The 12,347-nt window shown below is 69.5% G+C and carries 10 protein-coding genes; 3 read left to right on the forward strand and 7 right to left on the reverse strand.

All coding sequences use genetic code 11. The annotated features are described in order from the left end of the window. Positions 1 to 153 precede the first annotated feature (153 nt). Positions 154 to 1,920 (reverse strand): proteasome ATPase, encoded by a 1,767-nt coding sequence (gene arc / locus J8M51_RS13140; protein ID WP_086762640.1) that lies wholly within the window; start codon positions 1,918 to 1,920, stop codon positions 154 to 156. 256 nt (positions 1,921 to 2,176) lie between these two features. Between arc and J8M51_RS13145 the strand changes: the two genes are divergently transcribed. Continuing rightward, complete coding sequence (locus J8M51_RS13145) at positions 2,177 to 2,482, forward strand: ferredoxin (protein ID WP_086762642.1); 306 nt, start codon at positions 2,177 to 2,179, stop codon at positions 2,480 to 2,482. Between the two features lie 90 nt (positions 2,483 to 2,572). Here J8M51_RS13145 and J8M51_RS13150 read toward each other — a convergent pair whose 3' ends face one another. The 3 genes from J8M51_RS13150 to J8M51_RS13160 all read right to left on the reverse strand — a co-directional run bounded on the left by J8M51_RS13150 (position 2,573) and on the right by J8M51_RS13160 (position 5,901). Next, the gene (locus J8M51_RS13150; protein ID WP_086762644.1) at positions 2,573 to 3,148 is read right to left on the reverse strand and encodes a hypothetical protein; all 576 of its coding nucleotides are present in this window, start codon (positions 3,146 to 3,148) and stop codon (positions 2,573 to 2,575) included. A gap of 195 nt (positions 3,149 to 3,343) precedes the next feature. Then, positions 3,344 to 4,246, reverse strand: coding sequence for a tRNA (adenine-N1)-methyltransferase (locus tag J8M51_RS13155; protein WP_037725588.1), 903 nt, complete (start codon positions 4,244 to 4,246; stop codon positions 3,344 to 3,346). A 53-nt stretch (positions 4,247 to 4,299) separates the two neighbouring features. Beyond that, positions 4,300 to 5,901: a site-2 protease family protein gene (locus J8M51_RS13160; RefSeq protein WP_267299179.1), complete on the reverse strand. Its 1,602-nt coding sequence runs from the start codon at positions 5,899 to 5,901 to the stop codon at positions 4,300 to 4,302. Positions 5,902 to 6,120: 219 nt separating this feature from the next. On the opposite strand from J8M51_RS13160, the gene J8M51_RS13165 reads away from it, so the two are divergent. Together J8M51_RS13165 and J8M51_RS13170 are read left to right on the forward strand one after the other, a co-directional pair. Beyond that, on the forward strand, positions 6,121 to 7,050 hold the full coding sequence (locus J8M51_RS13165) for a RecB family exonuclease (RefSeq protein ID WP_086760269.1): 930 nt from the start codon (positions 6,121 to 6,123) through the stop codon (positions 7,048 to 7,050). Between the two features lie 84 nt (positions 7,051 to 7,134). Next, on the forward strand, positions 7,135 to 7,806 hold the full coding sequence (locus tag J8M51_RS13170; RefSeq protein WP_086760267.1) for a response regulator: 672 nt from the start codon (positions 7,135 to 7,137) through the stop codon (positions 7,804 to 7,806). A gap of 97 nt (positions 7,807 to 7,903) precedes the next feature. Here the strand turns inward: J8M51_RS13170 and J8M51_RS13175 are convergent, their stop codons facing one another. From J8M51_RS13175 to J8M51_RS13185, 3 genes are all read right to left on the reverse strand, one after another. Continuing rightward, positions 7,904 to 9,487: an ABC transporter substrate-binding protein gene (locus J8M51_RS13175; RefSeq protein ID WP_086760265.1), complete on the reverse strand. Its 1,584-nt coding sequence runs from the start codon at positions 9,485 to 9,487 to the stop codon at positions 7,904 to 7,906. A 92-nt stretch (positions 9,488 to 9,579) separates the two neighbouring features. After that, on the reverse strand, positions 9,580 to 11,184 hold the full coding sequence (locus tag J8M51_RS13180; protein ID WP_086760263.1) for an ABC transporter substrate-binding protein: 1,605 nt from the start codon (positions 11,182 to 11,184) through the stop codon (positions 9,580 to 9,582). 430 nt (positions 11,185 to 11,614) lie between these two features. Next, complete coding sequence (locus J8M51_RS13185; protein ID WP_086760261.1) at positions 11,615 to 12,319, reverse strand: HAD family hydrolase; 705 nt, start codon at positions 12,317 to 12,319, stop codon at positions 11,615 to 11,617. Between the last annotated feature and the right edge of the window lie 28 nt (positions 12,320 to 12,347).

Genomic DNA, 12,347 nt, shown 5'->3' on the forward strand with positions numbered 1-12,347 from the left:
TGCGCGACTCGGCGGTACGAAAGAGCCTAGAACGGCTCTGCGCTGGTGGGGAGATCATTTGCGTCATTGCCTTGCTCCGGCCTGTACCCGATTGGACGGGGAAAGCAGTCGGCTGCGGGTACCCCTTGTGGGCACCCGCAGCCGCCCTGTCTTTTACAGGTACTGTCCGGTGTTCGCCACCGTGTCGATGGAGCGTCCGGTGTCGGCGCCCTGCTTTCCGGTGATCAGGGTACGGATGTAGACGATCCGCTCGCCCTTCTTTCCGGAGATTCGGGCCCAGTCGTCCGGGTTGGTGGTGTTGGGCAGGTCCTCGTTCTCCTTGAACTCGTCCACGCAGGCCTGGAGGAGGTGGGAGACGCGGAGGCCCTTCTGGTTCTTGTCGAGGAAGTCCTTGATGGCCATTTTCTTGGCGCGGCCGACGATGTTCTCGATCATGGCGCCGGAGTTGAAGTCCTTGAAGTAGAGGACTTCCTTGTCTCCGTTGGCGTAGGTGACTTCCAGGAAGCGGTTTTCCTCGGATTCGGCGTACATGTGTTCCACTGCCGTCTGGATCATGCTCTGGACGGTGGTGGCCTTGGAGCCGCCGTGCTCGCCGACGTCGTCCGTGTGGAGCGGAAGGCGTTCGGTGAGGTACTTCTGGAAGATGTCCTTGGCCGCTTCGGCGTCCGGACGCTCGATCTTGATCTTCACGTCGAGCCGGCCGGGGCGCAGGATGGCGGGGTCGATCATGTCCTCACGGTTGGAGGCGCCGATCACGACCACGTTCTCCAGGCCTTCCACACCGTCGATCTCGGCGAGCAGCTGGGGGACGATGGTGTTCTCCACGTCCGAGCTGACACCGGAGCCGCGGGTGCGGAAGAGGGATTCCATCTCGTCGAAGAAGACGATGACGGGGGTGCCCTCGCTGGCCTTCTCCCTCGCACGCTGGAAGACGAGGCGGATCTGCCGCTCGGTCTCGCCGACGTACTTGTTGAGGAGTTCGGGGCCCTTGATGTTGAGGAAGAAGCTCTTGCCCTGGGCCTGGCCGGTGACTTCGGCGACCTTCTTGGCCAGGGAGTTGGCCACGGCCTTGGCGATGAGCGTCTTGCCGCATCCGGGGGGTCCGTAGAGCAGGACGCCCTTGGGCGGACGCAGTTCGTGCTCCTTGAACAGGTCCGGGTAGAGGTAGGGGAGCTCGACCGCGTCGCGGATCATCTCGATCTGGTTGCCGAGGCCACCGATCTGCTCGTACCCGATGTCGGGGACCTCTTCGAGGACGAGTTCCTCGACCTCGCTCTTCGGAACGACCTCGTAGACATAGCCGGAGCGGGGTTCGAGAAGGAGGGCGTCGCCGGGGCGGATGGTGATGTCCAGCAGCGGCTCGGCGAGCCGCACCACCCGCTCCTCGTCGGTGTGTCCCTGTACCAGTGCGCGCTCGCCGTCCTCGAGGATCTCCTTGAGGGTGACGATGTCACCGACGCTCTCGAACTCCATGGCCTCGACCACGTTGAGCGCTTCGTTGAGCATGACCTCCTGGCCGCGCCGGAGGTCTTCCAGGTCGACGCTGGGGCTGACGTTCACGCGGAGCTTTCGGCCTCCGGTGAAGATGTCGGCCGTGCCGTCCTCGTTCGCCGTGAGGAAGACACCGAAGCCGGCCGGGGGCTGTGCGAGCCGGTCGACTTCCTCCTTGAGGGCCACGATCTGGTCGCGGGCCTCACGGAGTGTGTTGGCGAGCCGCTCGTTCTGAGCGGACACGCCGGCCAGGTTGGTCTGCAGCTCGACGATCCGCTCTTCGAGAATCCTCGTGTGTCGCGGAGAGTCGGCGAGCTTGCGCCGCAGGACGGCGATCTCCTGCTCAAGGTAGGCAATCTGCCCGGCCGGGTCGTCGGACCCTCGTCCCGGGCGGATGCCGCGGTTCATGTCGTCGTCGTGGGCTGCCACGGTCCTCACCTCCTCCAAGGGGAGCTGGACGCTTCCAGACCCTACCTGGGTGGGTGTCGATTGAAACCCCTAGATCACAAAGACGGTCGGGGTGTGTCCGATCTTCACCCTTGCGCTCTCCCTCACGCCAGGGGAATACCCACCGAACATGATTGGGAAGCCGCCCCGGGTAGGGTCGAAGTGTTCAACACCCGTCAGAGCCTGCATCGTTCCCGACCGGCTCGGCGGATGATCGGCGAACGGGGCGGCGGGAGAGATGAGCGTGCAGCAGGAGGCCGGGGCCGTGGGCGAGGCGCTGGAGGTCTGGATCGACCAGGACCTCTGTACCGGCGACGGTATCTGCGTCCAGTACGCGCCGGAGGTGTTCGAGCTGGACATCGACGGGCTGGCCTATGTGAAGAGCCCGGGGGACGAGTTGTTGCAGGCCCCGGGGGCCACAACGCCCGTTCCGCTGCCGCTTCTCACGGATGTGGTGGACTCCGCGAAGGAATGTCCGGGCGAGTGCATCCATGTACGGCGCGTTTCGGACAGGGTCGAGGTCTTCGGACCTGACGCGGAGTGACCCGGCGGGCACTCCGCGTGACCGTCTGTCTGCTTTCTCACACCGTGTTTGCCGGGTGATCACTTCCCGTTCGCCCGGGGGCGGGCGGTGTCAGACGCTTTGTTCCCCGGCGGGTGTGGAGCGTACGAACGCCCCGTTCCTCCACTGCCACTTGACGGGGTCGGTGACGTCCGGGCAGCAGTTGGGCACCTCGGGCGACGAGTAGCCGTGCAGGGTGGCGGTGACGACGGCGTCACGGACGGCGAAGTCGGAGACGGTCGTGCGGTCCTTGGGGTTCACCAGGGTGGCGACGACCCGGGGCCGGGCGGCGTCGGTGGAGCGGGTGAGGACGTACACGGCGTCGGGCGGGGTGCCCATGCTGGCGTCGCAGTGCACGACGGCGACCGTCTCGGGGCGGCCGTCGCCGTCGAGGTCTCCGGAGGCCTTCTTCTTCACGACGACGCCGACGGGTCCGCAGTCGAGCGGGAGGTCGACCTCGGCGGGGTCGGGGGCCGCCACGATCGCGGGGGCCGGGTCCGCCTTGGTGACGGGCTGGGCCGCTCTCGCCGCGTCGGGCTGGAGGGCGGACGACAGGGCGACGACGCCGGCGAGGGCGGTGGCCGTGGCGAGCCAGTGGATGGGGCGGGTGTGCGTGTGTGCCAGTTCCGGGACGGCGGATTGCTGCACTAGGAGCGTCTCCTGAGGGTGCTGTGCCGGTTGGGATGACCCGCATGGTGCCACACGTCACAGTGGGGTGGAACGGCGGGGTGCGTGGTTCCTGAAGCTTTTCGGTGGCGCGTCAACGGGGAAGCGCCGTGGCCGAGTTCCCGGGCGCTGCGGGGAACTCGGCCACGTCAAGGGCGCGTTCGTCGTACGTCGGTGTCAGCGGCCGGAGCCGCCGTCGGCGTTGGGGCCGGTGTAGTCCTCGCCGTAGGCGCCCTTGGAGGGGCGGCGGCGGCGCATGGGGGGCTCGACGCCGTCGGCGAGGCGGCGGGCGGTGAGCAGGAAGCCGGTGTGGCCGATCATGCGGTGGTCGGGGCGGACGGCGAGGCCTTCGATGTGCCAGTTGCGGATCATCGACTCCCAGGCGCTCGGCTCGTTGAAGCAGCCGATCTCGCGGATGGACTCGACGGTCCGGGCGAGCTGGGTGGTGGTCGCCACGTAGCAGCAGACGATGCCGCCGGGGACGAGGGCCTTGGAGACGGCTTCGAGGCATTCCCAGGGGGCGAGCATGTCGAGGACGACGCGGTCGACCTCGGTGTCGCTGAGGTTGTCCTGGAGGTCGCCGACGGTGAGCTGCCAGGCGGGGTGGGGGCCGCCGAAGTAGCGCTCCACGTTGGCCTGGGCGATCTCGGCGAAGTCCTCGCGGCGCTCGTAGCTGTGCAGCATGCCCTGGTCGCCGATGGCGCGCAGCAGGAAGCTGCTGAGCGAGCCGGAGCCGACGCCGGCTTCGACGACGCGGGCGCCGGGGAAGATGTCGGCGAAGGCGAGGATCTGCCCCGCGTCCTTGGGGTAGACCACGGCGGCGCCGCGGGGCATGGACAGGACGTAGTCGGGGAGCAGGGGGCGGAGCGCCAGGTAGGCGACGTTCCCCGTGGTGCGGACAACACTGCCCTCGGGAGCGCCGATCAGCTCGTCGTGCGGGAAGGAACCCTTGTGGGTGTGGAAGTTCTTTCCCTCTTCGAGCGTGAACGTGTAGTGGCGTCCCTTGGGGTCGGTGAGCTGGACCTGGTCCCCGACCTTGAAGGGCCCGCGACGGCGGGCGGCACCGGTCGGTTCGGACATGTGACCCACCCTACCGGCGATTGCGGGGGCCGCCGACCACGGTGCGGGTGCGCTCAGCTGGGCCGTGCCATCGCTTTGACGAAGGCGCGTTCCACGTCGGCCGCGGACAGGACTCCGTAGATCTCGCCCGAGTCCTCGACCACGAGGTACTCGGTGGCGGGTGCCGCGCGGAGGGCGTCGAGGAGGGCTTCGCCGGCGAGTTCGGCGGAGACGCGCATGCCGTCGGTGAGGTCCTGGGCGAGGCCGCTGACGGCGACCCAGGGGCGGCGGTGTTCGGGGACGCCGACGATGGCGGCCTCGCGGACGAGGGAGAGGGGTTCGCCGTCGGGGTCGACGACGACGAGGGCGCGGGCGCCGGCCTCGTTGGCGCGGCGGAGTGCCTCGGAGAGGGGGGTGTCGGTCTCGACGGGGACGGCGCGGCGGGTGAGGGCGCGGGCCTGGAGTTCGGGCAGGTGTTCGCGCAGTCGGGCCATGCGGAGGCTGTTGCCGGCGCCGGTCCAGATGATCGCGGCGAGGATCGCGGCGAGCAGGGCGTCGAGGACGGTGTCCATGCCGACGCTGTCCTCGGCGGCGGCGCCGAGCAGGCCGGACTGGGTGAGCAGGGGCAGTCCGACGAGGACGGAGACGGCGAGGGCGCGGCCGACCCAGGCGGCGGCGATGGTGCCGGTCATGGGTTTGCCGGTGATCTTCCAGACGACGGCGCGGAGCATGCGACCGCCGTCGAGGGGCAGGCCGGGGAGCAGGTTGAACGCGGCGACGATGAGGTTGGAGACCATCAGGCCGGCGAGGAGGACGCCGGGGACGGTGCCGGGTTCGACGGCGAGCAGGGCGACGTAGAAGACGCCGGCGAGGACCAGGGAGAGCAGGGGGCCGACGAAGGCCAGGACGAATTCGCGGCCGGGGGTCTCGGACTCCTTCTCGATCTCGGAGACGCCGCCGAAGAACTGGAGCTGGATGCGGCGGACCGGCAGCTTGTAGCGCAGGGCGGCGACGGTGTGGGCGAGTTCGTGGACGAGTACGGAGGCGTAGAAGGCGACCGCGAAGAAGAGGGCGACGAGGTAGCGCAGGGCGCCGAGTTGGGGCAGGACGCGGTCGAGTTGGCCGCCGAAGACCCAGGTGATCAGGGCGGCGACGAGGAACCAGCTGGGTGCGACGTAGACGGGGACGCCGAAGGGGCGGCCCATGAGGATGCCGCCGCCTGGTTCCTTGGGGCGCTCGGGGGGCTTGGGGGTGGCGTCCTGGTGGGCGTGGGGGCGTGGGGACGCGGCTGTGCGCTCCGGGTCGTCCGCCGGTGCCTTGCTCAGGTCGGCCGGGGAGGGGGTGGAAGGGGTGGTTCCGGAGGGCGGGTCCGTGGGGGGTTTGTGCTCCGGGGTCGCCCAGGGTTCGTTCCCGGCCTCCGGCGTCGGGTGGTCCGACGGCCGGTGGTCCGAGGACGGGTGGTCCGCCGGGGGCGTGGGCGGTTCGTCGGCGGGGGTGTCCGCCGGCTTCGAAGGGTCCGTCGGGTTCGGGGTGTCGGGGGCGCCGGGGGTGGCGGGGGTGGCGGGTTCCTCGGCGGGGCCGTGCTCCGCCGGTGGCTCGGTCGTGTCGCCGTGTGGGCGCTCCGGCGCCCGGTCGCTGTCGGACCGCGGCTGCCCGCTCCCGCCGCTCGTCTCCACGATGTCCCCTCGTTCGAAGCGTCTTCCGCGCCCGGTGGCCGGGCGGAAGGGTCTGCGCTCGATGCTATGCGGTCGCCGGTGCGCGTTCCGCCCCGGCACCCCCTCTGTTTTTCCCCGCGTCGCACCAGGCACACGGGTGTCGGCGCGGGGGGCGTGGATCGTTGCGGGGGACGGGCCCGTGGCTGTCACTGTCAGTGGTGGGCCGTATGGTCTGGGGTCATGGAAACCAGCACCGACGGCACCCCCGCCGTTCCCGTGGGCGGCGAGGGCGAGCGTCCTGCCGTGCGGGCCGCCGCGCCGCCTGCCTCGCTGTCGCCGTCGCGCGCCAGTGACTTCATGCAGTGCCCGCTGCTGTACCGGTTCCGGGTGATCGACCGGCTGCCGGAGAAGCCGAGCGAGGCGGCGACGCGCGGGACGCTGGTCCACGCGGTGCTGGAGAGACTCTTCGACGCGCCGGCCGTCGAGCGGACGGCGCCGCGGGCCAAATCGCTGGTGCCCGGGCAGTGGGACCGGCTGCGGGAGACCAGGCCGGAGGTCGTGGAGCTGTTCGCGGACGACGCGGAGGGTGAGCGGCTGGCGCGCTGGCTGGGCGAGGCGGAGCGGCTGGTGGAGCGCTGGTTCACGCTGGAGGACCCGACGCGCCTGGAGCCCGCCGAGCGGGAGCTGTTCGTGGAGGCTGAGCTGGAGTCGGGGCTCAGGCTGCGCGGGATCATCGACCGGGTGGATGTGGCGCCCACCGGGGAGGTGCGGATCGTCGACTACAAGACGGGCAAGGCGCCGCGGCCGGAGTACGCCGAGGGCGCGCTGTTCCAGATGAAGTTCTACGCGCTGGTGGTGTGGCGGCTGAAGGGGGTGGTGCCGCGGCGGCTGCAGCTCGTCTATCTCGGCAGTGGTGATGTGCTGACGTACGACCCGGTGGTCGCGGATCTGGAGCGGGTGGAGCGCAAGCTGCTGGCGCTGTGGGAGGCGATCCGGCTGGCCACGGAGACCGGCGAGTGGCGGCCCCGGCCGACCAAGCTGTGCGGCTGGTGCGATCACCAGGCGGTGTGTCCGGAGTTCGGCGGCACTCCCCCGCCGTATCCCCTCCAGGTGAGGTCACCCGGGTCGGCCGAAGGCGGACAGGGCAGAATGGGCCCGGACGCGACCTAGGGGCTGTCCCGTGGTCGGGCCTGGGCCGCGGGGGCCCGAAGCCGGCCTGTTCCGCGGGGACAGGCCCTAGCGAAGGAGACGTTCGTGGCCGTCCGGGTCCTACTGGTCGACGACCAGCCGCTGCTGCGTACCGGCTTCCGGATGATTCTGGAGGCGGAGCAGGACATCGCGGTCGTCGGGGAGGCCGGAGACGGTCTGCAGGCGATCGACCAGGTGCGGGCGCTGCAGCCCGATGTGGTGCTGATGGACATCCGGATGCCGCGGATGGACGGGGTGGAGGCGACCCGGCAGATCACCGGGCCCGGGCGGGACGGCCCGGCGAAGGTGCTGGTGCTGACCACGTTCGATCTGGACGAGTACGTGGTGGAGGCGTTGCGGGCGGGTGCCAGCGGGTTCCTGCTGAAGGACGCGCCGGCCAATGAGCTGGTGCAGGCGATCCGGGTGGTGGCGGGCGGTGAGGCGATGCTCGCGCCGAGCATCACGCGCCGGCTGCTCGACAAGTACGCGGAGCATCTGCCGTCGGGCGACGAGCCGGTGCCGGACACGCTGCACACGCTGACGGACCGTGAGGTCGAGGTGCTGAAGCTGGTGGCCCGGGGGTTGTCGAACGCGGAGATCGCCGCCGATCTGTTCGTCAGCGAGACCACGGTGAAGACGCATGTGGGTCATGTGCTGACCAAGCTGGGGCTGCGGGACCGGGTGCAGGCGGCGGTGTACGCGTACGAGAGCGGGCTGGTGCGCCCCGGCGCGCAGTAGGCGAGCGGACATCGGGTGACGCGCCGAGGGCGCCCCTTTCTTGTGGAAGGGGGCGCCCTCGGGCATGCGGGGCCCGTGGTGGCGGCCCGTGCTCGTGTCAGCCCTTGCTGATCTCCCAGAAGCGGAAGACGGTCGAGGCGTCGAGGCAGTACTCCAGGCCGTAGACGTCGTCGCCGACGACGGCGTACTGCTTGGCCTGCCAGACGGGGATGAGGGGGACGTCGGTGGCGACGATGTTCTGCAGTTCGGCGTACTCCTTCTCCGTGGCGGAGCGCTCGCTCGCGGCGGCGGTCTTGGGGAGGAGCTCACCGGTGATGGTGCTGTTGCTGTAGTTGTTGTCCAGCACGTTGCCCTTGCCGAAGAAGGGGCCGGTGAAGTTGTCGGGGTCCGGGTAGTCGGGGACCCAGCCCTTGACGTACAGGCCGTACTTGCCGGCGGCGATGTCCTTCTCGTACTTGCCGAAGGCGACGGACTTCACCTTGGCGTCGAACAGCCCGCTGTCGTTGAGCTGCTCGGCGATGGCCTCCAACTCCTGGTCGGTGGAGGGGCCGTAGCGCGAGGGCGTGGACCACAGGGTCAGTTCGACCTTGTCGTTGATGCCGTCGGCGCGGAGCGCGGCCTCGGCCTTGGCCTTGGAGGGGCGGGCGCCGTAGGTGTCGAAGAAGGCCGTGTTGTGGCCGGTGATGCCGGCCGGGATGATCGAGTACAGCGGGGTGGCGGTGCCCTGGTAGACCTTGTCCACGAGGGCCTCGCGGTCCAGCAGGTAGGCGACGGCCTGGCGGACGCCGAGCTTGCCGGTGACGGGGTCGTCCATGTTGAAGACGAGGTGCTGGACCTCGGCGCCGGTGCCGTCGACGATGTCGACGCCGTTGGCGGTGGAGGTGTCGGTCTCGATGTCGGAGATGTCGGAGGCGCTGAGCCCGCGGTAGGTGACGTCGAGGTCGCCCTCCAGCAGGGACTTCTTCAGGGCGTCCTGGTCGCCGTGGAAGAACTTGAGGGTGACGCCGGAGTTCTCGACGTCGGCGGTGCCCTTGTAGTTCTCGTTGACGGTGAAGACGGCCTCGTCCTCGCCGAAGGACTCCAGCTTGTAGGGGCCGGAGCCGACGGCCTCGCCGTCCTCGCGGAGTCCGTCGGCGTCGTAGGAGCTCTCGTCGACGATCGAGCCGGCGCCGGAGGCGATCTTGCTGGGGAAGGTGGCGTCGGCGTACTTGAGGGCGAAGCGGACGGTCTTGTCGTCCGGGGTCTCGACCTTGTCGAGCATGGGGAACATGATCGCGGGGCCGGCGTCGTCGTTGATCTTCAGCATGCGGTCGAAGGAGAACTTGACGTCCTTCGCGGTGAGCGCCTCACCGTTGCTGAACTTCAGGCCGTCCTTGAGGGTGCACTCGTAGACGGTGGTGCCGCCGGCCGTGAAGGAGCACTCCTCGGCGAGGTCCGGTTCGGGTTCGGTGGCGCCGTTGGGGAAGCTCAGCAACGACTGGAAGACGTTGTTGAACAGGAGCCAGGAACCGGGGTCGTAGCCGGAGGCGGGGTCGGTGGCCAGGACGTCGTCGGACATCCCCATCACGACGTTGGAACCGGAGTCCCCGGATCCCCCCGAGTCGGAGCCGCAACCGGTCAGCAGGCCGGCGGCAAGCCCTGTCGCCATGGTCAGGACGGGCCACTGGGTGCGTATGTTCACGTATGGATGCCTTGTGTCGTCGGGTGCATTGCGGGCGCTCCGGGCTCCCCCGAGGCCGAACGGCCCCTGTCCGGAGGGATGGTGAGGTCCGGTCACTCGCCTCTGCCGCGGCCCAGCTCCCAGAGCTGGAGGGTGGAGGCGGCGTTGACGGCGTACTCGGCGCCGGTGACGTCGTCACGGGCGGCGACGTACTGGTTGCCCTGCCACAGCGGCAGGATCGGCACGTCGTCGGCGACGATGTCCTGGATGTCGGCGAGGCTGTCCGAGGCGGTGAGGCGGTCGGCGGCGCGACGGGACTCCGGGATCAGCTTGGCGCGGATGTCCTTGTTGTCGTACGGCGAGCCGAGGAAGTTGTCCTTGTCGAGGAAGGGCGCGAGGTAGTTGTCGGCGTCGGGGAAGTCCGGGAACCAGCCCATGCCGTAGACCGCGTACTCGCCCTCCTGCTCGGCGGGGCGGAACGTGGACCAGGGGGTGCCCTTGATGGACACGTCGAACAGGCCGCTGGCGTCGAGCTGCTTCTTCAGCAGCTCGAACTCCTTCTTCGTGGCCGCGCCGTAGTGGTCGGTGGTGTAGTGCAGGGTCAGCTTCACCGGTGTGGTGACGCCCGCGGCCTGCAGGGTCGACTTCGCCTTGGCGGGGTCGGGTTCGCCGTACTTGTTGAAGAACGAGTTGGAGTGGCCCGTGATGCCGGCGGGGACGAGCGAGTAGAGGGGCTCGGCCTGGGAGCCGTACACCTTGGCGACGAGTTCGCCGCGGTCGATGACCTCGGCCATGGCGCGGCGGACGGCCGTGCTCCTGACCGGGGAGGCGTCGGTGTTGAAGGCGAGGTAGCGGATCTCCAGGCCGGCGGACTCGATGACGTCGATGTCGCTGTCGTCGGACTTGGTGAGCTTGTCGATCTGTTCCGGCGTCATGGCGCGGGTCATCAGGTCGATGTCGCCGTCCTTCAGGGCGGCGCCCATGGCGTCGGCGCTCGCGAAGGAGCGCAGTTCGACCTTGTCGTTCTTCGGGTCCAACTGCCCCTTGTAGTGGGGGTTCTTGGTGAAGACGGCCCGGACCAGCTCGTTGTTCTCGACCTCGGCGTCCAGGGTGTACGGGCCGGAGCCGTCGACCGAGAAGCCGTCGCGCAGCCTGCCCTTGTCGTAGTCGGCGGGGTTGACGATGCCGGCGACCGGGGTGGACAGCTTGTACGGGAGGGTCGCGTCGGGGCTGTTGAGGTGGAAGATCACCTCTTTGTCGCCCTTGGTCTCGACGAGGTCGATGGTGGACAGCAGGGCGAAGACACCGCTGTCGGCCTTGAGGGAACGGGCACGGTCGATGGAGAACTTGACGTCCTCGGCCGTGACCGGGGAGCCGTCGGCGAACTTCAGCCCGGAGCGCAGGGTGCAGGCGTAGCGCTCGTTGCCGGTGTCGGTGAAGGAGCAGTTGGAGGCGGCCTCGGGTTCCGGTTCGCCGTCGCCGCGGGGCTGGACCAGCAGGGTCTGGACGGTCTGCCGGAGGATGTTCCAGGTGCCGACGTCGTAGGCGTAGGCCGGGTCGATGGGGGCCGGGGCTTCCTTGGAGGCGGTGAAGTGGTCGGTGGTGCCGACGACGATCGCGTCACCGCTGTCGCCCGCGCTGTCGGTGGCACCGCAGGCGGCGAGTACCGGGGTGAGCAGACCGATCACGGCCGGCAGCACCAAGGTCTTGCGGTTCATGCGCGCTCGTTCTCCAAAGCTGTGTTCCGGGACGGGTGCCGGCGGGGTGGTGCGAGCGTGTCCTGGGCGGTACGGCGATGTTCTCGCGTCGAGATTAGCCCGCACCGCCAGAGGGGCCCGCGCACACCGGAGTTGAGTTCCCCTCACGCTGCGGAACCGGCTGTGGACGGAAACGATGTAGCACGCATGGAATGTTTGGGTGCAGCCTTCACCAATCGGGACACAAGGGCGCGCCGGACACCCCCGAATGCGGGGGTCGGAGGTGCCGGGAGGGCCTCCCGCGGGCTCCGGGAAGTGGTAAAGGTCACAAGTGGAAAGGTATTCCCAAGTCTGGGAATTCAATCATCGCGGTGCCGCTGAATTCCCCGCCGGGCCCCTGTCCCCGCGCCTGCTTCGCCCTCTGTGCGCGATCTTGGAATTCCTTGCGCTTTCAATTGGCCGTGGTCGTCATCAGGCCGCGCAGAAAGGGCAGGTCGACCTCTTCCAGCGAGGTCACGACGGTGCGCCGGGCGGCGGGCGCGATGGGGGCCACGGACGGGACGGCGACCACATGGCAGCCGGCGGCCTCGGCGGCGGCGACCCCGGTCGCGGTGTCCTCGACGACCGCGCAGCGGGCCGGGTCGGCGCCGAGACCGGAGGCCGCGAGGAGGTAGGGGTCGGGGAACGGCTTGGTCCGCTCGACCTCGTCGCCCGCGACGGTCAGCGCGAAGTGCTGGGGGCCCAGCGAGGTCAGGACGCGGTCGATGATGCGTCGGTGCGAGGCGGAGACCAGGGCGGTGGGGACGCCGTGCGCGGCCAGCTCGGCGAGGAGTCTCGCGGCGCCGGGCATCAGCGGCAGCGTGCGCCCGATGCGGGCCTCGAAGCCGTCGTTGAGGAGCACGCTCAGCTCGGGGAGGGTGATGTCCGCGCCGGTGGCCTCGATCAGGAAGCCCGCGCTGCGGCTCATGGGGCCGCCGACGACGACATGGCGCCAGGAGTCGTCGAGGGTGTGGCCGAGGCCGGCGAAGATCTCGACCTCCACGTCCCACCAGAAGCCCTCGGTGTCCACCAGGGTGCCGTCCATGTCGAGGAGCACGGCCTGCAGTGCGGAGCCTTCGGCCGTACGGGTTCCTAGCGCGGGGATCGTCGTGGTCATCCGGCGCACCTCCTTGTGGGACGAGCAG

The sequence above is a fragment of the Streptomyces griseiscabiei genome (genome assembly GCF_020010925.1).
GTDB classification, from domain to species: domain Bacteria; phylum Actinomycetota; class Actinomycetes; order Streptomycetales; family Streptomycetaceae; genus Streptomyces; species Streptomyces griseiscabiei.

What these genes read in the sequence shown, in the direction of transcription:
- J8M51_RS13145 (WP_086762642.1), top strand. Translation starts at nt 2,177, where the DNA reads ATGAGCGTGCAGCAGGAGGCCGGGGCCGTGGGCGAGGCGCTGGAGGTC.
- J8M51_RS13185 (WP_086760261.1), bottom strand. Translation starts at nt 12,319, where the DNA reads ATGACCACGACGATCCCCGCGCTAGGAACCCGTACGGCCGAAGGCTCC.
- J8M51_RS13180 (WP_086760263.1), bottom strand. Translation starts at nt 11,184, where the DNA reads ATGAACCGCAAGACCTTGGTGCTGCCGGCCGTGATCGGTCTGCTCACC.
- J8M51_RS13155 (WP_037725588.1), bottom strand. Translation starts at nt 4,246, where the DNA reads ATGTCCGAACCGACCGGTGCCGCCCGCCGTCGCGGGCCCTTCAAGGTC.
- J8M51_RS13165 (WP_086760269.1), top strand. Translation starts at nt 6,121, where the DNA reads ATGGAAACCAGCACCGACGGCACCCCCGCCGTTCCCGTGGGCGGCGAG.